The organism is Enterobacter cloacae complex sp. (genome assembly GCF_900322725.1).
Taxonomy (GTDB): domain Bacteria; phylum Pseudomonadota; class Gammaproteobacteria; order Enterobacterales; family Enterobacteriaceae; genus Enterobacter; species Enterobacter quasihormaechei.
The window spans coordinates 1,208,911-1,230,274 of record NZ_LT991957.1 but is presented as its reverse complement, the minus strand read 5'-3'; the positions used below and the strand labels follow the sequence as shown (position 1 = coordinate 1,230,274).

At 48.8% G+C, this 21,364-nt stretch carries 16 protein-coding genes, 1 tRNA gene and 2 pseudogenes; 5 read left to right on the top strand and 14 right to left on the bottom strand.

All coding sequences use genetic code 11. The annotated features are described in order from the left end of the window. Positions 1-2: 2 nt before the first annotated feature. The 8 genes and pseudogenes from tssK to tssB form a co-directional block, all read right to left on the bottom strand. Positions 3-1,346, bottom strand: coding sequence for a type VI secretion system baseplate subunit TssK (gene tssK / locus DBR02_RS06255; protein ID WP_107533763.1), 1,344 nt, complete (start codon positions 1,344-1,346; stop codon positions 3-5). Positions 1,347-1,348: 2 nt separating this feature from the next. Beyond that, positions 1,349-1,849 carry a type VI secretion system lipoprotein TssJ gene (tssJ, locus tag DBR02_RS06250; protein ID WP_369750630.1) on the bottom strand — a complete coding sequence of 167 codons (501 nt, stop codon included), beginning with the start codon at positions 1,847-1,849 and terminating at the stop codon, positions 1,349-1,351. Between the two features lie 29 nt (positions 1,850-1,878). After that, positions 1,879-3,170: pseudogene (gene tagH / locus DBR02_RS06245) on the bottom strand (type VI secretion system-associated FHA domain protein TagH). A gap of 24 nt (positions 3,171-3,194) precedes the next feature. Beyond that, the gene (gene tssG, locus DBR02_RS06240; RefSeq protein WP_107533759.1) at positions 3,195-4,241 is read right to left on the bottom strand and encodes a type VI secretion system baseplate subunit TssG; all 1,047 of its coding nucleotides are present in this window, start codon (positions 4,239-4,241) and stop codon (positions 3,195-3,197) included. Further along, entirely contained in the window at positions 4,205-6,082 is a 1,878-nt protein-coding gene (gene tssF, locus DBR02_RS06235) for a type VI secretion system baseplate subunit TssF (RefSeq protein WP_107533758.1), read from the bottom strand. Before tssF ends, tssG begins: the two co-directional genes overlap by 37 nt. Before the next feature lie 5 nt (positions 6,083-6,087). After that, a complete protein-coding gene (gene tssE / locus DBR02_RS06230) occupies positions 6,088-6,522 on the bottom strand; it encodes a type VI secretion system baseplate subunit TssE (RefSeq protein WP_107533756.1) in 435 nt (144 codons plus the stop codon). Then, the gene (tssC, locus tag DBR02_RS06225) at positions 6,519-8,006 is read right to left on the bottom strand and encodes a type VI secretion system contractile sheath large subunit (protein ID WP_107533754.1); all 1,488 of its coding nucleotides are present in this window, start codon (positions 8,004-8,006) and stop codon (positions 6,519-6,521) included. Before tssC ends, tssE begins: the two co-directional genes overlap by 4 nt. A 23-nt stretch (positions 8,007-8,029) precedes the next feature. Next, entirely contained in the window at positions 8,030-8,524 is a 495-nt protein-coding gene (tssB, locus tag DBR02_RS06220; RefSeq protein WP_063451217.1) for a type VI secretion system contractile sheath small subunit, read from the bottom strand. A 619-nt stretch (positions 8,525-9,143) separates the two neighbouring features. Here tssB and DBR02_RS06215 point away from each other — a divergent pair. The 4 genes from DBR02_RS06215 (at position 9,144) to DBR02_RS26560 (ending at position 14,399) form a co-directional block, all read left to right on the top strand. Further along, positions 9,144-9,662, top strand: a complete 519-nt coding sequence (locus DBR02_RS06215; RefSeq protein WP_063451218.1) for an Hcp family type VI secretion system effector — start codon at positions 9,144-9,146, stop codon at positions 9,660-9,662. A 69-nt stretch (positions 9,663-9,731) separates the two neighbouring features. Continuing rightward, positions 9,732-11,732: a type VI secretion system tip protein TssI/VgrG gene (tssI, locus tag DBR02_RS06210; protein WP_107533752.1), complete on the top strand. Its 2,001-nt coding sequence runs from the start codon at positions 9,732-9,734 to the stop codon at positions 11,730-11,732. Positions 11,733-11,766: 34 nt separating this feature from the next. Further along, positions 11,767-12,810 (top strand): PAAR domain-containing protein, encoded by a 1,044-nt coding sequence (locus DBR02_RS06205; protein ID WP_107533750.1) that lies wholly within the window; start codon positions 11,767-11,769, stop codon positions 12,808-12,810. A gap of 476 nt (positions 12,811-13,286) precedes the next feature. Further along, entirely contained in the window at positions 13,287-14,399 is a 1,113-nt protein-coding gene (locus tag DBR02_RS26560; RefSeq protein WP_157959550.1) for a hypothetical protein, read from the top strand. Positions 14,400-14,625: 226 nt separating this feature from the next. Here the strand turns inward: DBR02_RS26560 and DBR02_RS06195 are convergent, their stop codons facing one another. The 4 genes and pseudogenes from DBR02_RS06195 to DBR02_RS06180 form a co-directional block, all read right to left on the bottom strand. Continuing rightward, entirely contained in the window at positions 14,626-14,847 is a 222-nt protein-coding gene (locus DBR02_RS06195; RefSeq protein WP_107533746.1) for a hypothetical protein, read from the bottom strand. A gap of 195 nt (positions 14,848-15,042) precedes the next feature. Next, positions 15,043-15,438: pseudogene (locus tag DBR02_RS06190) on the bottom strand (DEAD/DEAH box helicase); the annotation flags it as partial. A 102-nt stretch (positions 15,439-15,540) separates the two neighbouring features. Beyond that, positions 15,541-15,616: transfer RNA gene (locus DBR02_RS06185), tRNA-Phe, on the bottom strand. Positions 15,617-15,711: 95 nt separating this feature from the next. Next, positions 15,712-16,425: a DUF554 domain-containing protein gene (locus DBR02_RS06180; protein ID WP_063867802.1), complete on the bottom strand. Its 714-nt coding sequence runs from the start codon at positions 16,423-16,425 to the stop codon at positions 15,712-15,714. Between the two features lie 181 nt (positions 16,426-16,606). Here DBR02_RS06180 and DBR02_RS06175 point away from each other — a divergent pair, with 181 nt between their 5' ends. Then, a complete protein-coding gene (locus tag DBR02_RS06175) occupies positions 16,607-18,745 on the top strand; it encodes an ornithine decarboxylase (RefSeq protein WP_107535622.1) in 2,139 nt (712 codons plus the stop codon). Between the two features lie 52 nt (positions 18,746-18,797). Here the strand turns inward: DBR02_RS06175 and DBR02_RS06170 are convergent, their stop codons facing one another. Both DBR02_RS06170 and DBR02_RS06165 read right to left on the bottom strand, forming a co-directional pair. Next, positions 18,798-19,490 (bottom strand): response regulator, encoded by a 693-nt coding sequence (locus DBR02_RS06170; protein WP_107533744.1) that lies wholly within the window; start codon positions 19,488-19,490, stop codon positions 18,798-18,800. Next, a complete protein-coding gene (locus DBR02_RS06165; RefSeq protein WP_107533742.1) occupies positions 19,480-21,117 on the bottom strand; it encodes an ATP-binding protein in 1,638 nt (545 codons plus the stop codon). Before DBR02_RS06165 ends, DBR02_RS06170 begins: the two co-directional genes overlap by 11 nt. Positions 21,118-21,364: the final 247 nt, after the last annotated feature.

The window sequence follows — 21,364 nt, the reverse complement described above, 5'->3', positions numbered from 1 at the left end:
GCTTATCCTCTGACCGCCCAGAGCTGGAGATCTAAATCCGGGAACTGTCCGGAAATATGTAATGCGAAAGCACCGGCTTTTATAACGTCCTGCCAGGCTGGCGTTGCTTTATCCAGTTCAAAGTAAACGTAACCCTCATGGTAGGGTAACTGGCGAGGGGCCGCTGTCAGTGAACGAAGAGGAATCCCCGGAACCTGTACGCTAACGACATTACGAATGTGGGAGGATGATGAAACTTTTGACTGCTGAATAAACTGAACCCGCAGTTTGTCATGTGGTATCCGGGCCCGAACGGCAAGAATAAACGTGGCGGTCTGTAGCAATGAAGGATCGTTGACCGTGGCCATCCAAATACCATCGTTGAACCTCAGAGGCAGGTTCTGTGCGCGCGGCGTCAATACCGTATTCAGCGCCCGGCGTAGTTCTGGGATCACTGTTTTGAATGTGGTCGTTAAATCACGGTGATTGTAAACCTCCAGCGGACAAGGCTGGCGGCTGGAATCTGTAAATGTCATCAGTTCGCCCAGTAACATAGCCAGATCGAGGTAAACCGTTTCCGGATGCAGAGTGTGGAGATACGAACGATGGGTGAAGCGCATCCGGCTGCGGTTGAGCAGTTGTAACATCATGAATTCGGCAATATCGGCGATACCGCTCTGTTCTGGAGAACCGATACGTTTTGCCAGATCGTCGGCGCGATTACTGATAAGTCCCTGGAACTCACCGATGACGTTCTGTAGCACCGGGCTGACGCGAATAGCCTGACAGGTAGGAATAAAATGAGAATCAACATCCAGTTCACCATTCGCCAGCCTTTCACGAATTCGGCACAACGGTAGTACTGTATATGCGCTCAGATCCTCTGCTCCACTCATGATTCTGGGAGCAAGCTGAGCCAGCTCAAGCTGTCGCGATTCACCACCATCGGTATGCAAATCGCGTACGTCTGCGCGGTTCAGGCGATAGCGTCCTTGTGTTTGCCCTGAACTATAGTGGCCTTCAATTTCATTAATCACATCACTGATAACGGGAAGCGCCAGGAAAATGTCATGGCTTCCCGGACGGGACAGATCGCCAGGCTGGTATGGCTGAGGCAGATAATCCTGTTCCGGAAGACTGAATACTGTGCCATCAGCCATACAGCCTTCGGCTCTGTCGAGGGCGATCTTGCCCTGGGCCAGGAGTTCAGTGTTAATCGACAGTTCGGTAAACCCCCATGCAAATTCAACCTGCGCATTTAGTCGATGCGTGAGCACATAGTCGTTATAACGTTGCTGCTGCTGAAAATGCTGGGGCTGGACAAACGTCCCTTCCTGCCAGACCACTTTATTTTTCATTGTCGCCATAATCAGTAATCCTCCTTCTTTATCTCAATATTGCTCTGGCGTACGTGTACCAGCATGCGGTAACGGTGACCGGTACTCTCTACCGCTTCGAGTTGCTTCCATTCAGTTGTCTGATCGCTTGAAAAATAGGCGACGATTCCAATAAACTGCGTTTTTTCATCCAGTTGTATTGGTTGCAGCGTTTTGATGGTGTCTGGCAACAACGTGAAATCCTGATGGTCGATATAGTTTTTTCTCAACACATCAGGAAGTGGTGAAGTGGCGACCAGATCGTAATCGGCAGCCTGTAACTTCGAATCGTCGCTCATATAAATCAACTGGAGATCTATCGGCGTCGCTTCACCGCTACCGTTGAGATTGGTGTCCGGCTCAGTTAACAGCGTTATTGTTAGCTCTGAAGGTTGGGCAGCCAGACTGCCGACCTGGATTCCTGGATCGGTGATGACTTTTCCGATTTTCTTCGTCATTTCACAACCCGTTATCGCCCCGAACAGTAACGACATAGCGGCGTAAAACACTGCGTTACGCCATCTCATTCTTCTGATGCTCGTTGCTTGTCACGTAGTACGCGATCGTAAACCTGGGCATAGACTTCGCTGAACAACATTTCGAATCCCTGCTGACGGCTGGATGCCAGCTCTTCGTAATAACTGCTGTACATGCGCCATGCCCAAGCGTCGTCCATTTCCTGGCGCTGTTCATTGCTGCGGCGATACTGGACGAAACGGCGCATCAGGCTGGCGGGAGAAAAGGCATCCAGCATGATGCGTAATGCTTCGGTTATGGCTGCCTGATTAGCCTGCTCATGGTGATGAATATTGCGCAGGCTCTCTTCAATCGCGGAAGGCGCTGCAAGATGTACCGGACTTTTATTTTCGGCAAACATCACGCTGAGTGCCGTATCGTAATCAAGGTTGAGGCGTAGCGGGTTATCTTCCAGAGGACGCAGATGCTTATCCGACAGGCTATTTTGCTGATGTTGCAGGTTGAGAAGACCTTTGATGGCTTTTGCAGGGCGCGTCCAACTTCTTCCAGAAAGTCATCGGCCTCCTGTGAATTGCGGATGGACAGCGAACAGCCCAGTCCTCTCATTAGCGGCGAAAGAGCAAGGTGACGATGGTTCATATTCTCATGAAAAAATTCATCACCTGGTTCATCGGTATTTTGTTGAGCATCGGATGCCGGCAGATCCATAAAACGATGCTCGATGCCCCCTGATTCGGTTACATCCGACATTGGCGGCGTGCTGGAGGGGGAGGTATTGTATGCTCCAGGCATATTAGTCAGTGACTCGGTCTGTAGCACCTGCAAGGGATCGGTTGAAAATGCGTGCGCGACGGTTTGGGCAATATCATGTCGTATGGACATTCCTGGATAGTGCGGCTGGCCGTCAGTTGTAAGTAGGGTATTCACCAGGTTATCGCGATTCATCACAATGGTTTCCGGGGTTGCCATCTGTTTGTCATAACTGGTGATTTCTCCCTGATGCAAAAAAGCTTTTAGCGTCAGAGATCCCAACAGGATCTCGTCGCCCTGACGCAGACGTACCAGACCTGAGTTGACAGGCACCGGCGCCTGGTTAATAGCGATGTCTGACGAGTGACTCTTTATGCAGAATGCGCCGTCGTGCCAGATGACGGTAAATGCCTGTTCGCTGACAGTGTTTCTACGATCCTGGACCGACCAGCGGCAGCTTTCAGCATGCCCGACGCTACCTCCATCGGTGGTGAACAGGGCCGATACCGCACGTCCACTCTCCAGCTCATTACCATTAATGACCTGTAGGGACAGGGTTGGGGAGTGTTGTTGTTTTCCTTCCTGCATTCTCTGCTCCATATGAATGTTTATTTATCCCCGGCCTTTAATCGTTATGAAGGGTTGTGCTTCTGGTTTGCCTATAAAACTTGTCCAGCCCAGGCGCGCGCTTTTCTTGTCCCCGAGCCGCATTCCTTCGGCCTGATCCGGTGCCAGACCCAGCCGGAGATCCCATGCAAGCTGGTCGCGCAGGATGAACGCAACAAACATGGATAACGGTTCAAAATTTTCACCTGACGGAAGGAAAGAAAGAAAGCGCTCCCGTGAGAGGTTATTGATACATAAGAGAAATTTTCCGCTCCGGTCAGGTACTCGTGCCCCAAGAGTGAAGTTGCGGCCCAGCGTGGATTTCTGCCCGGAAATGCGGTGGCCTTTTTTTACCACCATACCCAGACGATTTTGTTTACCAGAGGGAATATCCATTTTGCGTAACTGCCAGCTCTGTAACGTCACGTCGGGCAAATCGAAACAGTGTGCGATGAGATTGCAGATCACTTCTGGCGAACGTCCGGGACTGGCCAGTATGCTGGCATAGGCCAGCATTTTGCAGTGATTAACAGTTAGTTTACTTCGCTCTTCCTGGCTTCCCAGGCCGAGCAGAGCGAACATGCGTTGGGAAAAAACATCTACGCCGCCATGTCGGAAACAGATGTGATAGCGATATTTACGCCAGATCTGCCAGACAAACTGCGTCCAGCGGTGGCTGAACAGATCAAGAAGTTCTGCAACAGGGCTGCCTTCATGTGCGGCTTCGTAAGCCATATCTTCCAGGTAATAGCCCGGCAGGGGCGACTGGCTTCCAGTGAGTCCCAGAAATGCTGTTGTCACCACATACTGATCATTCTGATTTTTAGTCAGATGATTAACGTCACTTCCAGGAAACGCGATGCTGCTGTCAGAATGAAACAGAATCGCTTCCTGCGAGGGCTCTGTCCGCAGAGGAAAGTTGGGATCCGGAATCGATTTTTTCCTGCGCAGTATTTCTGCCAGCGTAAAGAAGTTATACCGGCGGATATTTGCTGAAGAAAACGCTTCTGGTTCGCTCAGATCAGTGGGTGCTGGCCCATTTTTTCCTGCCATTCCCAGGTCTCCTGATTTTCAGTATTAACGACGGTCAGTTCATGGAATGAATTGACGCTGGCATACAAAGAAAAGAAATGCGACAGTACCGAACCCAGCAAATACACCTCTCCTGCACAGGTAAAAGGTCGTGGATCGATCCAGAGGGTTGATGTCAGTCCGCGCACAGGTACGCCATTGAAAAGACTGTCTGCCGGATGAGTCTCCAGACGTTGAATTGCATCCAGTTTCAGCTGGGATAAACGGGCTTTTTGAGGACTTCCTGCTCCGTGGCGGTCATAAGTTCTTAAAACCTGAACCATTGCGTTCTTATCCAGCAGTGAGAAATAGTTCAGACTGACGCTGGATATAAGCGCCCAGTGCAGCTTCCCATTCTCTACGGGGGGAAGAGGCTGTGTCGGGTGTGTCACGTTACGAAGGGATGCCACCGCTGCATTTTTCCCCGTAGCGGTATTAATGTCTCCCACGCGCAAATGTGTGGGGAGTTCCCGATTCGTGCATAGTAGGGAAACTGAGACAGTTTCATTTTTTAGTAATGTACTTTCCGGCTGGCTACCGTCCGCATGAACAAAAGAAAGAGAATGATCCATCCCCTTCCGGAACAGCGATGATTTTGTCCTGTGGTGGTAATAAACGACCTCATTATGCTGGCCATATTCCGCCTGGTGGTTATAACTTTCAAAGTTGGGCCAGTGGTAAACGCCTTGTGCCAGTTCAGGACGTGTGCTGACAGAAAAATCTCCCTTTGTCTTATGCGAGCCTCTGCGGGACTCTTTGCTCTGACTGTAGACATCGCAAACAGAAAAAATATCGTAAGCGTCAGGGAATCTGCGGCTGGCGCGTAGCGGATACTCACGATTGGTTTCATCAAGAGAGATGGGTTCTGCCTGATGGCTGAAGAGATTAACTGCCGGCGTACAGAACAGGCGCAGGGAATCGTTACGGAGCTTGATATCCAGCGGCAAAGGACGGGAAAAACGCAACCGCAGCGTAAAAGTAGAGGCCGACAAATTAGCTGGAAGAGGCCGGATCCCCTTGATGTCAAAAAAGAAAAAACCTTCCGGAAAACAAAAATATTCCAGCAAGATACGATAACCGCTATAGGTATTTTTCGGCCACGGCAGAAGGGTATCCTGTTTTTCAAATCCGACAGGTACCGGCATGAAATCAGGCAAAGCGATATGCTGTTCATTGACAAGGATTTCAGCATCCAGCAGGTACTCGTTTAGCCACAGATAAAGCTGATATCGGGTATAGTTATCATCATTTCCCAGCCAAAAGCGCAGCTTGTTGAGGTCTATTTTGCTTAGATCGGCGTTCGGGTTGACTGCAAAAGTTATATCTATTACGCCATATTTATGGCTGCTATGATTTTCCACATTGCTGATGCTGACGGGCAGCAGCCATACGTCACGGCACAGGGTAAACGTACACGAAAGAGATAGATCCTGCTCTTCGTTCCCGTGGGTAAATACATTGTTAAAAGAATGGTCTTTATCCGGTGCGGACAGCACCGTCTCATTCCGGGGGATCAGAATCTCTGTGGTCAGGTTATGGACATCCGGCGTGTACTCTATCACCGTCATGCTGGGAACCGGACGGAGATAATTGGGCAACAGCAGATTTATGAGGCTGTAGGTGAATTCCGGGAATTCGTCCTCAATTTTTTGTCTCAGTTTTCCTGACAGAAGTGAAAAACCTTCCAGAAGGCGCTCAATGTCCGGGTCGGCCTCTTTCTCCGCGAGAAAACTGGCCAGTTGCGGCTTTTCCTTTGCCAGCATTTTGCCCAGCTGTCGAAGATAATCCAGTTCCTGCCGGAAATAACTTTCATCAAATGCCATAGCAGTCAGTCCATTTTGAAATGCTGGTGAGTACTCATAGACATGTCGAATTCCATCGCATCTCTAATACCCCCGAAGTTCACCGTGGCTACAACATGAAAACGCAAATCCAGCGGGGTGTTACTCTCTGCCATGACCGCGGATACTTCGACGGCGGAGATCCGAGGTTCATAATGCAGAATACAGTCACGGATCGTGTTCGTGATTACCTGATAAAAATCGGTGGTGGGGGTGATCGCGTCATTGAAATCAACGATGCCCAAGCCAGGCGTGCCCTGACAGTTACCGTGCCGGGTATTAAGTATATTTTGCAGATTCTGGAAAATAGACTGCCTGAGCGTTGTCGCGCTGGTTTTGCGCTCCATCCCAGCATGAGCGTTACGGATACGCTCAAACAGCGTACCTGCAAATCTTCCCCGGCCCGGTAACATTACGGTCATTCCTTATCCAACCGTCCGACAAGCGACAGATCAATGCTTGCACCCATGTATTTAAAATGGGGACGTGCAGAGAGGGCAACCTGATACCAGCCTGGTTCGCCTTCCACATCTTGAACTTCAATTTTGACAGCGCGGAGCGGCTTACGACTGCGAACTTCTGCCGGCGGATTTTCCTGGTCGGCAACGTACTGACGGATCCATGTGTTCAGTTCTCTTTCCAGATCGCCGCGTTCTTTCCATGAGCCGATCTGCTCACGTTGCAGAACCTTGATATAGTGCGCCAGGCGGGAGATGATAAACAGGTATGGTAACTGCGTACCCAGCCTGAAGTTTGTCTCCGCAGCTTTGCCTTCCGGCGTATTAGGAAACTTTTTGGCTTTCTGAACCGAACTTGCGGAGAAAAACGCCGCGTTATCGCTGCCCTTACGCATGGTGAGGGTGATAAAGCCCTCTTCAGCAAGTTCGTATTCACGCCTGTCAGTAATCAGTACTTCTGTCGGGATTTTGGACTGAATTTGTCCCATAGCTTCAAACAAATGTACCGGCAGGTCTCTTACCGCACCACCGCTTTGCGGCCCGATAATGTTCGGACACCAGCGGTACTTAGCAAAGCTGTCCGTGATGTTGCAAGCAAGCGCAAACGCACTGTTTCCCCAGAGGAAGTGTTCATGGGACTGACTAACATCCTCTCTGTAATTGAATAACTTCGTTGGGTTTTCAGTCGCGGAGTAAGGCTGGCGGAGCAGGGTTCGAACGGTAGTCAACCCCAGGTAGCGTGAATCATCGGATTCACGCAAAGAACGCCATTTTGAATAGGCTGGCCCCTCAAAAATGGCATAAAGATCCTTGATATTCGGCAGTTCTGTATATGAGTTGAGACCGAAAAACTCTGGGGATACAGCAGAAATAAAAGGCGCATGCGCCATAGCTCCGACCGCTGTAACGTATTGCATCAGTTTCTGATGGGGCGTGGTGTTTTTGAACGCATAAGCGCCAATCACCGCCGCCACTGGCTCTCCGCCAAATTGTCCGAAACCAGAAGAATAGACATGTTTGTAGTAGCCAGACTGTGTGATTTCTGGTGCAAATTCAAAATCGTCCAGCAGCTCTTCTTCCGTTGCATGCAGTACATGGATTTTAATGTTTTCACGGAAATCGGTGCGGTCAACCAGCAGTTTCAGAGAACGCCAGAAGGATTCCACGCGCTGAAATTTATCTGAATGAACTATTTCATTCATCTGGTTGCTCATCTTTTCATCGATTTCAGTAATCATACTGTCGATGGCAAACCGGTTAATGGGTTCTTCCTGATGGTTTCCCTGCAAAATACTGGCAATAAATGCGGTTACGCCCTGTCTGGCGATATCATAGCTTTCTGATTCCGGCTGAATACGAGTCTGCGCCATGATTTGGTCCAGCAGTGAGGTAGACTCGCTGTGCTGTTTTGCATGGTCGGCAACGAGAGTTTCTTCCTGTAAAGACATACTAAATACCTCCCTGTTTAGATTTACTTGTTAACAATATCCAGTTCTTTGAGAAGCTGTTCGCGAGTTTCTTCGTTCTCCAGCAATGCCTGAAGCTGCGCGCGGAACTGCGGGATATTTCCCATCGGACCTTTAAGTGCGACCAGCGCTTCACGCAGATCCAGAAGCTTCTTCAATTCGGGCACTTGCTTTGCGATGCTGTCGGGAGAAAAATCATCCAGCGATTTCAAATCCATGTGGACACATAGCTCGTCATCAGGTGTTTCGCTGAGCCGGTTTTTGACATTAAAATTCAGATTTATTCCTGTCTCGGAAATAACCGAATTGAAATTGTTTTTGTTAACGGAGACAGCATGTCTCTCATCTAAAGATGAGTTGTCCGATTTTCCCGTGTCGCCCGTGATTAACAGGTTGAGCGGAAGTTCGATTTCGGATTGCTGACCATCCGTTTTGGGTACGTAACGGATATTAATTCTCTCTTTTGGGGCAACGCTTCCATCGTTTTTTTTGCTATTCATATGAATATAATCCTTGTGAATAATATATTGGCAAACCGAGTGGTATAATAGATTCCCATTATTTAATTGCTTCGATTAATTCATTTCAATGATAATAAATAAGAGAAAACTGCGATAACAACTCTTAATTGTTTGTTTTTCAGTAAATTATGATTGATATCTTTGGTGTGCGCACTGTTTTTGTTTGTGATGTCTTTCCAAAGATAGATCATTGAAAATAATTTTGCGTGATCCATATCATGTATATTACTTGGCTGTTGTTAGATACTCAAATGAATTTTAAAGGAGAGCTTTGAGTAAAGGGCGTGCGTTTTTTAGAGACTTGCCTTTCTCTTTTTCAATGATTTTCAGGCTGCGACGCATGGAAGGTGTGGATTCTTGCTTATGCGATGGTTTGTTTTTTATAGGTCCGATTCCCTACTATTGCGGGGCATCAAGTGAGTTATTAGTATTACTCGGGTGATACTTGTGTCTTATTTTTGCGATCATACAGTGATTATGGGTGCTGGATAATATTTGTCAGGTGTTAATGAGTTGAGTGATTAATTGATACTGATGATGTGTTCTTCAGCAAATAACTGTTATTTATATGTAATCAAAATTGTAAAGGAGTTTACAAATGCCAACACCGTGCTATATCTCTATTACCGGCAAGACCCAGGGAAATATTACACAGGGCGCGTTTACTGCGGAATCTGTGGGTAATATCTACGTTCAGGGGCATGAAGATGAGATGCTGGTACAGGAATTTCAGCATACTGTCACAGTACCAACCGATCCTCAATCCGGTCAGCCTGCTGGGCAGCGCGCACATAAGCCGTTTATTTTCACCGTTGCACTGAATAAATCAGTTCCGTTGTTATATAACGCGCTGGCTTCTGGAGAAATGTTGCCAAAGACAGAATTGCACTGGTACAGAACGTCTGTTGAAGGGAAGCAGGAGCACTTCTTCACCACCCGCCTTACTGACTCCACTATTGTGGATATCGACTGCACTATGCCGCACTGCCAGGATGCGGAAAAGCGTGAATTCACCCAACTAATTAAAGTGTCTTTAGCTTATCGTAAGATCGAATGGGAGCACGTTACTGCGGGTACTTCCGGTGCTGACGACTGGCGGGCCCCGCTGGAAGCGTAATCTTTTTAGCAGGAAAGGCACTTCGTTTTATGGAGTGCCTTAATATTTTGTAGGATCAGGAAGGTTGCTATGTCGTCACAAGGACTGCGTTTTACGCTGGATATTGAAGGGCTCCCATCGAATATGTTCCCGGTGGTCGATTTTTGCTTGAACGAGTCGCTATCTTCCCTTTTTCGCCTTGACGTGAGCGTATCCAGTGAATACTTCACCTCCCTGAGTCATGAGATGGTGACGGAAAAAACCGCCAGCCTGAAAATCTGGGAAGGAGAATCTCTTCTTCGCCACGTGAAAGGTATTGTTACCGGCTTCAGCCGGGGAGAGTCAGACGGTCAGCGGACCGATTACTGGCTGGAAATTCACCCCCCGTTCTGGCGCAGCGCCCTGCGGCAGAATTTTCGCAGTTTCCAGAATCAGGATATCGAAACCATTATCACCACGCTGCTGGGCGAGAATGGCGTGACCGAGTACAGCCCTCTGCTGGGAGATGCCCATCCGTCGCGTGAATTCTGTGTCCAGTATGGCGAAACGGATTATGATTTCCTGCTCCGGCTGATGGCGGAGGAGGGTATCTTTTTTTATGAAGAGTATGCTGACGATGGTGTCAGTCAGTGGCTTATTCTTGCTGATAACGTGGCATACCTCCCTGATCCTATAGAAATCCCGTATAACCCGGATAAGTCTTCCGGGACGACCACCGACCATATTGACCAGTTCAGTCACAGTTTCCAGGTTCGTCCTTCCTCTGTGGTCTCGCAGGATTACACGTTTAAACGACCAAAATGGCGCGGGCGATTTGATCATGCCGGAGAAAATATCGGCTGGCAGCGTGACCAGTACGAAATCTTTGACTATCCGGGGCGTTTCAAGGATGAGCAGCACGGTCAGGAATTTGTCCGCAGGCAGGTGGCAGGTCTGCGTAACGGTGCTGAGACAGCCCTGTGCAATACAGGTTCACCGAAGTTATGGCCGGGGATGCGCTTTACGATGACGGGGCATCCGCTGGAAAGCCTGAATACCACATGGCAGGTAGTGAGCTGCGATATGCGCGGCGAACAGCCACAGGCTGTGCCGGGTTCCACGGGTGAAGGCACCACGCTCAAAAATCAGGTTCATGTGATACCGGCAGACAGAACATGGCATTCTGCGCCGCTGCCTAAACCCCGGGTGGATGGTCCTCAGTCCGCGACGGTAACGGGGCCGGAAGGCGAGGAAATTTTCTGCGATGAATACGGTCGCGTGCGGGTGAAGTTCGCCTGGGACCGCTATAACAATGCGAACCAGGACAGTTCGTGCTGGGTGCGGGTGTCGCAGGCATGGGCGGGAACGGGCTTCGGCAATCTAGCCATTCCGCGAGTGGGTCAGGAAGTGATTGTCGACTTTCTCAATGGCGACCCGGACCAGCCCATTATTATGGGTCGCGCTTACCACGAGAATAACCGCTCCCCGGGACGTCTGCCGGGCACGAAAACACAGATGACCATCCGCTCGAAAACCTATAAAGGCAGCGGGTTTAATGAACTGCGGTTTGAGGATGCGACTGACAATGAGCAGGTCTATATCCATGCGCAGAAAAACATGGACACCGAGGTGCTGAACAACCGCACCACCGATGTGAAGGCGAATCATACCGAAACGATTGGTAATAACCAGAATATTACGGTGGGTGTTGGACAGACGGTTAAGGTGGGTGGGAAAAAAGAAGGGGGTCATGACCAGACGGTGACGGTGGCAAATGATCAGATTATAACGGTAGTCAATAATCAAACTACCGAAATTACAGAAGGAAATAAAAAAACTGATATAGATAAAGGAGATCAGGAGATTAATCTTCATAACGGGAAGCAAACAATAAAGGTAAAAAAAACTATCAGGGTTTCTTCGGAAGAAAAGATCGAATTTGTTTGTGGAGAGTCGAGCATTACCTTGCTGGAAAATGGAGAAATCACTATTAGTGGGAAAATAATTAAGAATACTGCGAAGGATGAATATCATGTCAATACCAAAAAATTGTCAGCTGACGGCAGCGAAGAGCAAGTGCTGACTGGTGGTATGTTGAAATTAAATCCATAACTAGATTAATTGATTATCACATAAGAAAGACGACATGGGTAAGCACGCAGCAAGACAAACGGCTGATACAGCTGGACATGATGGCCCAATAACATCTGGTAGTCGTGATGTCTCAACAGGAGGGCTTCCATCTGCACGGATGGGGGATATATATATTTGTAAAACGCACGGACCAGGTGTAATTAGTGAAGGTTCTAAGACTGTAACAATAAATGGACTGCCTGCTGCCAGAAAGGGGGATAAAGTTGTTTGCGGTAAAAAATCATTACCTCCTACACAAGGACCAAAACCGCCTGAATATCATTATGTCACAATAGCTAAAAATACAAATGAGGATGGCTCGGTAAAAAATCCAAATGGTTCAGATAAATTCAAATTATATACTGCTTATGCAGTCTCCACATTAATGGATGAGGATGGTGATGGTCAATATGATAAGAGTAACCTAAAAGCAGGTATTATAGATTTTCAGCTAAATCATCCAATTGGAGATAGTGGGGCTAACATTGGTCTCGGAGGTACTGTCGGCAAGGCTGAAATGACGGCAGGGACAATTGCAAATGAAGATGTACACTCTAGCTCGATTGAGGCAAAGCTTGAGGGCCTTTCCGGGAATATAAGTCTCAGTTCAGGAAAAGCAGGATCTGGTGACTATGTGGAAACAAAAGCTGAAGGTAAAATCGGTTTGGCGGAAGGAAAAGGCAACTATAATCTTACACACGATCTTGACGAAGCAAGGGTTGGTGCCGCTTTTGAACTTGGGGCAGAAGCTGCTGCTGCAAAAGGGCAGCTTTCAGGTATTATAGAGTCAAAATATTTTAAAATGACAGGTTCTGTTGATGGGACTGCTGGGGCAGCAGGTTTGGGATTGGGTGGTGGGGGGTGGGTGGATTTTGATAATATCATGGTTAAACTTCAGTTGTCCGGTAAAATAGCATTTGTATTAGGCGTAGGTGGTGATATTAATATTCAGCTTGGACCATTTACCGATGTTCCTATTCAAGAGCGACTTGGGTTTGTCTCTTCCAAATCGGGTGTTGTGCTATCAGGTGAATCTACTGTTATTATTGGAGGCTAATATGATAAAAATTAATTTTTTACCGGAGTCTTTATTTTTATTTTATAGTAATCTTATATTTAGGTTTTTTTTAGGTATTGCCTTATATCTCCTTTCGGTATATGTAATGTTTAATCATGTTTGGAGTATAACTTCACTAAAAATAGTAAACCTACTTGGTGTTTATGCTTTTTTTCATTATACTGTTTTTTCAATTATAGATGGTGGACTTAAACGATTAGCTGCATTTCATATTAATAACAACATTGCCTATACCAACAGGCAACCAATAAAATGGTATCTGTCTAATTATTTAAATATATCAAAATTCATCAAGCTTCTATTTTACTTTTTTTATGTATATGCATGTGTAATATACCTTATATATATACCATGATTGTTAAACACCATACATTAAAGTTCAATGATTGATCTTGAATTTTAATCTTACCTGTCAGGGTAAATACATAAAATTTAAACAAACAAGCGGTGTTGTTATGAAAGATAATGGTAAGGTCTTAAGTTTTCCAGAATTAGTAACATATAGTTTTGAATATCAGAAGGAACATTTCTGGCGATGTCGTTATACATCTTCAGAGTCAACAAGTTTATATTACAAAATATTACTCCCTCTGGATGTTAAACCGGTTGGCGTTAAACCTGAACTAATCGCAGGGACAAATAACCTCTATGCTATTGGTTGCTACCAGACTGTTACTGGGACAAAATATCCATTTATAGAAATTGATGTGGCTTATGAGCAAGTAAACAATGACATAGATGCTAGTGAATGGGGTGAGTATATATTATCCCTTTTAGATGAAGAAATCCTCCATCGCAAGGATTATTATAGCGCTAGTGGACGGTATGCTGATTTTTTATCTAAGAGTTGTATTGACGGTAAAACCGTTATTTCAAGAGTCAGAGTATTTAAAAATTATGATTTTGAGCATAAAGGAGCCAATATGATCATAGTGAAAGCCAGCTCCAGTGAAGAAGATTATGAATTACTGGCTGAAGATCTCTATCATTGCGTGAAATTTTTTACTTTGATTAATGACTCAAAATGGCATTTAGCAGAAGAACTTAAGAGCATAAACTTGGATTTACCTGCAAGTTATTCATTTTATTATCCAGCGTCATGGTTATATTCAGAAAGATATAATAATGAAAAAATGAGTTATTATTCTCTGTCTTTGAGAGGTGAAACAAGGGTACATGGCGTTATTGATGGATATTTTTTACACTATGATGCGACAATCAATAAAGACCAAATTTATGATTTAATTATTAGCAATATAGAAGCGGTTAGCTACAATTATATTAAAGAAACGTTTTCAAAACAAGTTGGCGAAATTTTTAATAAAAACATTACAGAACTCTGGAAAGGCGAGTTTAATGTAAAAAATTCAGAGGGGCGGGAAGGATTATTAATTATATTTGTGGGTAAAGTCCAGGGGTGTTGGTTCTTTATAATTGGCTCGCTTACCTCTAGGGAGCAAAGTTTTGCATCATGGGCAGCAGGCAAACGAGCGATAGATATTATTTTGAACTCTCTTAACAATTACGATTTAGAATATGAAGATCAGTTCTATCATGACAAGCGTTAAATTTACGCTTTCTGCGAACAAGCAGCCCGCGGCGAATATATTCTTGAATCGGCATTTCAACATTACTCTTTTAAAACAATGACTTGCTGGCAAATGCAATGGTTTGTGAAGTCTGAGCGGGAGTTCTTTAGCTGGTCTTTGATTATTTCTATATCAAGATCCCTATGTTGACTATTGAATGATGCCTGTTGTTCTTCACAACGAACAATCTGCGAAACCAAATGTTTTAGTGAACGTATAGCAACCCTTTCAGGGAAGTTGCTATTGGTATTTCTATACCAAGGGTATAACGCTCCAGATATTCAATATACCCTTGAATCACGCCATAGCTTTTGCCGAACCGCGTGCCGTCGGACCTGAAAATAACCTCAGCGCCATCACGTTCATGCACGTGGTAAAGTTGAGAAACTTGGACGCGACAGTTGGTAATCTCTTTAATCTGCGTCATGTCAGTAATTTTCCGGGAGATGAAATCTTACAGATTATTGTTGATAGTTTTCTCTCCAACGTGCTCACACTTACGCTAACTACCGATGGTTATTTGGCCACTGCCGCAACGGTATCTGAATGCAATATTTTTCTGAGGGTGATAAAGGTGAGACTATAATCTTATGATGACTTTTTTATCACTGTTGTTATCGGTTTACTTCCAGCGTCGACCGCCAAAAATAATGTGTAGGTCAGGCATCAGTCGTGAATCAACGGGAATGGAGCCCAATGTTTTATTCCCCGCCACAATACGAAACTCTTCCGGCGTGCTGAACACTGCATAAAAGGTATACTGATTCAGCTGACGTTTGCCTTCGACGCCCAGAACCAGTTCACCGCTTGATAGCTGGGTCAGAAACTGGTGCTCCCCCATATGCTTCAATAACGTTTTGAAGTCATCGATTCTGACTTTTTGATATGGCCCTTGTTGGCATAGCTGCGATCAGATCTGATCGGCACGCACGCCTCCCCACTGTACCGCGATCGCCAGAATCTGATGGGACAGGGTGGAAGAGTGCATCCGTCGGGCATCGGCGGGCTCAAACCATTTGCTTCATGAGATAAACCTGCCGGCACTGGAAGCAGGGGCGTATCACGTTGCTGAATTAGCCCAAAAGCAAAAACCCGCCTCAAGGGCGGGTTTTCTGAATAGTGGTGCCCGGACTCGGAATCGAACCAAGGACACGGGGATTTTCAATCCCCTGCTCTACCGACTGAGCTATCCGGGCAACGGGGCGCATTAAACCCGATCCGCCCTCCGACGTCAACGAAATTTATTGCTTTCGGTGCAGACTGCACACTCTCTCACCATTTCGCCGCAAACTTAAGCGAAAAAGTGCGTCCAGAGCGCGGAAAGCGGCATGGCGAGCAGCAGGGCAGGGAGCATGTTCACCACTGCAAACATTTTGATGCCACAGATGCGCAGCCCTGTCGCCAGCAGCAACAGGCCGCCGACGGCGGTAAAGTCTGCCATCATCGCGGGCGTCGTCAGCGGCAGGATCAGCGTGGCGCAGGTGGCCAGCGCCAGCTGAATCAGCAGCATTGGCACGCAAATCGCGGCGACGGCGATGCCGAGCGTAGTGGCAAAAATAGTGGCGGTGAAGAAATCCAGGAACGCTTTCGCAATCAGGATGCTGGGATCGCCGGTCATTCCTTCCTGCATCGAACCGAAAATCCCCGTACCGCTGGCACAGAACAGAATAACGATCGCAACGTAGTTTTGAATAAACGACTCGTGCGTGCCGTGCTTCGCCTTGCCCGGTCGGGCAATCAGGTTTTTAGCCTTACCTACCGCGCTATTTATGCCTTTTTCCAGATAGCAAAATTCGCCAATCAGCGCGCCGAGCAAGGTTGCCAGCACCATTACCGGCAGGTTGGCGCACTTCACCACTAAAAGGATACCAATTCCCAGCGACGCCAGGCCAAAAATGGAGGGCATGGAGACGCGAATACGCTCCGGCAACCGCTGGCTCAATACTGCCCCAAGTACACCGCCCAGCAGTACAGCTCCCGCATTGATAAAGGGTCCAATTACCACGTTTAACTCCTGTTATTTAAGCACTGGCATTGCATGATTATGGCACGTCCAGCCCTGTTTATGGTTAGCTTTGGGAGGCGTAATGCATACTGATTCCTTCTTGCGCCTGAAAATAAAAGGTGACATGATTGCGCGAATTTTCTCCTCCCTGTCTCACCGTTCGGTGAGGGTATTTGCGCTTATGAAAACCATGAAAATTGCCGTCAGCCGTGAGCTGGTATCCAAAGTTTCTACGCACCGTGAAAAGGTGACGCTGGATAACACCGATTTCACCGATGTGGCGGCAGTCGTCATTACGGTTGTTGAAAGCTACAGCGGCATTCTCGCGTTGCTGAAGCGTACGGGCTTTCAGCTACCGGTGTTTATGTTCTCGCATGAGCCTGGAGAGGTGCCTGATGGCGTCACGGCGATTATCTCGGGTAAAGCGCAGGAGTTCCTGGAACTGGAATCCGCCGCCTGCCGGTATGAAGAGAACCTGCTGCCACCTTTTTTTGACACCCTGAGCCAGTATGTCGCAATGGGGAACAGCACCTTTGCCTGCCCTGGTCATCAGCACGGCGCGTTTTTCAAAAAACACCCGGCAGGGCGACAGTTCTATGATTTCTTCGGTGAGAACGTGTTTCGCGCCGATATGTGCAATGCCGACGTGAAGCTGGGCGATTTGCTGATCCACGAAGGCTCCGCCAAGCACGCGCAAAAGTTCGCGGCGAAGGTGTTCAACGCGGATAAAACCTACTTCGTGCTGAACGGCACATCGGCTGCCAATAAGGTGGTGACCAATGCGCTGCTGACCCGTGGCGATCTGGTGCTGTTCGATCGTAATAACCATAAATCCAACCATCACGGGGCGCTGCTCCAGGCCGGGGCAACCCCTGTTTATCTTGAGGCCGCGCGTAATCCGTTTGGTTTTATCGGCGGAATCGATGAACACTGCTTTGATGACGCGTATCTGCGGGATCTGATCCGCGAGGCGGCGCCGGAAAAGGCCAACGAGGCCCGCCCGTTCCGCCTGGCGATCATTCAGCTCGGTACCTACGACGGCACGATCTACAACGCCCGTCAGGTGATCGACAAGATCGGCCACCTGTGTGACTACATCCTTTTTGACTCCGCGTGGGTGGGCTACGAGCAGTTTATCCCGATGATGGCAGAAACGTCTCCGCTTCTGCTGGAGCTTAACGAGAACGATCCGGGAATTTTTGTGACCCAGTCGGTACACAAGCAGCAGGCCGGGTTCTCGCAAACGTCGCAGATCCATAAAAAGGATAACCATATTCGCGGCCAGTCGCGTTTCTGTCCGCACAAGCGTCTTAATAATGCGTTTATGCTGCACGCCTCTACCAGCCCGTTTTACCCGCTGTTTGCAGCGCTGGACGTGAACGCCAAAATTCACGAGGGCGAGAGCGGGCGCAGGCTGTGGGCGGAGTGCGTCGAGCTGGGCATTGAGGCGCGCAAGGCCATCATCGCCAACTGCCATATGATCAAGCCGTTTATCCCGCCAGTGGTGGCGGGGCGGCCGTGGCAGGATCACCCCACGCAGGTCATCGCCAGCGAGCGTCGCTTCTTTAGCTTCGAGCCGGGGGCAAAATGGCACGGTTTTGAAGGCTATGCTCGCGAGCAGTATTTCGTCGACCCGTGCAAGCTGCTGCTGACCACGCCGGGCATTGATGCAGAAACAGGTCACTATACCGATTTCGGCATTCCGGCGACCATTCTCGCCCACTACCTGCGCGAAAACGGCATTGTGCCGGAGAAGTGTGACCTCAACTCCATCCTGTTCCTGCTGACGCCAGCGGAGAGCGAGGAGAAGTTAATGCAGCTGGTGGCGATGCTGGGGCAGTTCGAACAGCATATAGAAGACGACACGCCGCTCGCGGATGTGCTGCCGACCATCTATCAGAAATACCCGGTGCGTTACCGCGACTACACGATCCGTCAGCTGTGCCAGGAGATGCACGATCTCTACGTCAGCTTTAACGTGAAGGATCTCCAGAAGGCGATGTTCCGCCAGGAGAGCCTGCCCGCCGTAGTGATGAACCCGCAGGATGCCAACCAGGAGTACATTCGCGGGAACGTAGAGCTGGTGCGTATTCGTGACGCTGAAGGGCGCATTGCCGCCGAAGGCGCGCTGCCATATCCGCCGGGCGTGCTGTGCGTGGTGCCGGGCGAAGTCTGGGGCGGAGCGGTGCAGCGTTACTTCCTGGCGCTGGAGGAGGGCATTAATATGCTGCCGGGCTTCTCGCCGGAGTTGCAGGGCGTTTACAGTGAGAAGGATGCGGACGGGATCAAGCGACTGTATGGGTACGTATTGAATGTTTGAACGTAGGCCGGGTAAGCGTTAGCGCCACCCGGCGAGTTGCTACAATACTGCGTCAGGCTTCTGCGCGGCGGTACATCCTTCTCGGATGCCCAATCTTCCCGTACAGCATCTCCACCGTCAGAAAACCCACCTCCACGCAGTGTTCCAGATAGCGCCGGGTGGTGGTTTTACTCAGCCCCGTCTCGCTCACCACCTCATCCACCGTAAAGCAGTGCGACGCCTTGCTGTTGAACAGCGTTTGCACCCGCGCCAGCGTGTTCTCCTCTATCCCTTTGCTGCCGTTGTCCAGACGATAATTTTTCGCCTGTAGCTGATAGAGCGAATCCACGTTCTGCTGGTCAACAATCTTCCAGACGCGCTGCTGCTCGGCAAACTGTACAAAACGCTCCAGCGACTGGCTCAGGCGCTTCCAGGATACCGGCTTGAGGATGTAGTCGAACGCGCCGTTACGAATGGCCTGGCTACAGGTGTCCATATCGCTGGCGGCGGTGATGAAAATCACCGAGCAGTTGGCGCGGGCGAGCATCGGGTTGCTGATAAGGGTGATGCCTTTGCCGTCCGGCAGGTAGTTATCCAGCAGCATCAGCTTCGGCTGTTTGCTCTCAAGCTGTCGCTGCGCGTCGGCCAATGACGCGGCAATTCCCACCAGCCTCAGGCGCGGATGTTTACCGATAAGCTCCGCGTGCAGTTGCGCCAGTTCGTTCTCGTCTTCAACAATCAGTACGTCGATAAGTTCATGTTGCATAGTCGGTATCTTCCAGTTCCTGTGCGGGGTGCCGGGCCGTTCTCGTGGCGGGAATAAACAGTGAGAAAATGGCACCGCGTGGGGTGTTATCGGCAACCTCAATTGCGCCGCCAGCCTGCGTGACGTAGCTTTCAATCAGATACAGGCCTATACCATGATCGCCGCGCGTTTTGGTGGTGATGCCGCGCTCAAAGATCCGGTCGCGGATCGCGGGTGTGATGCCGACGCCCTGGTCGGCGACTTCAATAATCAGTTCCTGCTCGTTCAGCTTTATCAGCACGTCTACCGGCGCATGCGGGAGCGGGGCGCGCTGGGTCGCTTCGATGGCGTTATCCAGCAAATTTCCGATGATCGAGATAAGTTCCGATTCGAGCAGCGGCAGGAACGGTTTATCTACACGGCAGGCCGGATCGAAACTCAGCTCAACGCCTTTCTCACGGGCGCGGGCGGCTTTTCCAAGCAGCAAACCGCACAGCGTCGGGGAGCTAAAGCGGGACGAGATAAAATCCAGCAGCTCCTGAGCGTGTTCCGACTGCGCCTGTATGTAGCGGATCGCCTCGTCATAACGGCCCATATGCAGCAGGCCGGACAGCGTGGTCATGCGGTTCAGCTGTTCGTGGCGCATGATGCGCAGGTTATCAACGTAGCGCTTCACCTGGCTAAGCTGGGCGCTGAGCGAGTCGATCTCGTTGCGATCGCGAAAGGTGATCACCCAGCCCTGCAACGCATCTTCCAGCATGATCCGCACCCGGCTGGCAATGACCGTGAGATCGTTAAAGCGACAGATCTCATCGTGAGTGTCTTTCGCAAGCATGGTCTGCGCGTTAAAAAACGGGACGGGTGCGATCACCTGGCTAATGTGTTGACCGCGCAGTTCGCGGGCAGGCTGACGTAAGCCTAATAATTTACGCGCCGCCTGATTGATCACTTCAATGCGCAGGTCGTCATCGATGGCAATCACCCCTTCATAAATGGATTCCATCATCGCCTTTTGCTGACGCACCAGCAGGCCGATTTCGCGTGGTTCCAGAGAGAATATCTGCTTCTTGATGCTGCGGGTGAAGAACCAGGAGAAAATAAACAGGGCGATAAGCAGCAGCACGGCGGCAATCAGGATATTGACTACCTTGTTGACGGTGATGGTGTCCAGATAGCTTGTGAGATAGCCCACCGAAACAATCCCCACCACCTGCCCGGCATCATTAAAAATAGGGGCTTTGCTGCGCAGCGAAATGCCTAACCCGCCCTTGCGAATGGTAATGGTGCTTTTGCCGTGTAATACCTCGTCGTTGTCCCCGCCAACCAGCGTTTTGCCTACCCGGTCAGCAAACACGGAGTGAAAAAGATGCAGCCCTTTATTGTCACCAATCACAATAAAACTGGCGTCGCTGTGGGCGGCTATTTTCTGCATAAAGTCATGGATGCTCTGGATATCCTTTTGTTCGACTTCTTTTCGCAGAGTGGGAATAAGCGCTATCTCTTCAGCCTGTATTTTTGCGCGCGCGCTCATTTCCTGATAAAGCTGCCTGCCGACGTCGACATAATAATATCCGCCCAGTAATGCGAACAGCACTGAGAAAAAGGCGACCAGCGAAATAAACAGCTTGATCTGAAACGATACTTTCATAACTATCACGCAAGGTATCAACAGGTTGGCTGAATATATCATCTTTTAACGCCAGGATGCCCGCTTTGCCGAAAACTTGTGATCCCTTGCACAGCACGGTCTGTAAAAGATTTTTCCGAAAGTCTCATTCTCTGGATGCTAACTGAATAAATGTTATTTCTTTGTTCGGTTAGGAAAAGAAACCATAAAAACCACGGTAATAAATAAGGCGTAAATCACATTAAATAATAGAAACCATTAAAACCAT

Bases quoted from the DNA above. Each gene is read 5' to 3' on its own strand.
- tssK (WP_107533763.1), bottom strand. From the start codon at position 1,346: ATGGCGACAATGAAAAATAAAGTGGTCTGGCAGGAAGGGACGTTTGTC.
- tssJ (WP_369750630.1), bottom strand. From the start codon at position 1,849: ATGTCGTTACTGTTCGGGGCGATAACGGGTTGTGAAATGACGAAGAAA.
- tssG (WP_107533759.1), bottom strand. From the start codon at position 4,241: ATGGCAGGAAAAAATGGGCCAGCACCCACTGATCTGAGCGAACCAGAA.
- tssF (WP_107533758.1), bottom strand. From the start codon at position 6,082: ATGGCATTTGATGAAAGTTATTTCCGGCAGGAACTGGATTATCTTCGA.
- tssE (WP_107533756.1), bottom strand. From the start codon at position 6,522: ATGACCGTAATGTTACCGGGCCGGGGAAGATTTGCAGGTACGCTGTTT.
- tssC (WP_107533754.1), bottom strand. From the start codon at position 8,006: ATGTCTTTACAGGAAGAAACTCTCGTTGCCGACCATGCAAAACAGCAC.
- tssB (WP_063451217.1), bottom strand. From the start codon at position 8,524: ATGAATAGCAAAAAAAACGATGGAAGCGTTGCCCCAAAAGAGAGAATT.
- DBR02_RS06215 (WP_063451218.1), top strand. From the start codon at position 9,144: ATGCCAACACCGTGCTATATCTCTATTACCGGCAAGACCCAGGGAAAT.
- tssI (WP_107533752.1), top strand. From the start codon at position 9,732: ATGTCGTCACAAGGACTGCGTTTTACGCTGGATATTGAAGGGCTCCCA.
- DBR02_RS06205 (WP_107533750.1), top strand. From the start codon at position 11,767: ATGGGTAAGCACGCAGCAAGACAAACGGCTGATACAGCTGGACATGAT.
- DBR02_RS26560 (WP_157959550.1), top strand. From the start codon at position 13,287: ATGAAAGATAATGGTAAGGTCTTAAGTTTTCCAGAATTAGTAACATAT.
- DBR02_RS06195 (WP_107533746.1), bottom strand. From the start codon at position 14,847: ATGACGCAGATTAAAGAGATTACCAACTGTCGCGTCCAAGTTTCTCAA.
- DBR02_RS06175 (WP_107535622.1), top strand. From the start codon at position 16,607: ATGAAAACCATGAAAATTGCCGTCAGCCGTGAGCTGGTATCCAAAGTT.
- DBR02_RS06170 (WP_107533744.1), bottom strand. From the start codon at position 19,490: ATGCAACATGAACTTATCGACGTACTGATTGTTGAAGACGAGAACGAA.
- DBR02_RS06165 (WP_107533742.1), bottom strand. From the start codon at position 21,117: ATGAAAGTATCGTTTCAGATCAAGCTGTTTATTTCGCTGGTCGCCTTT.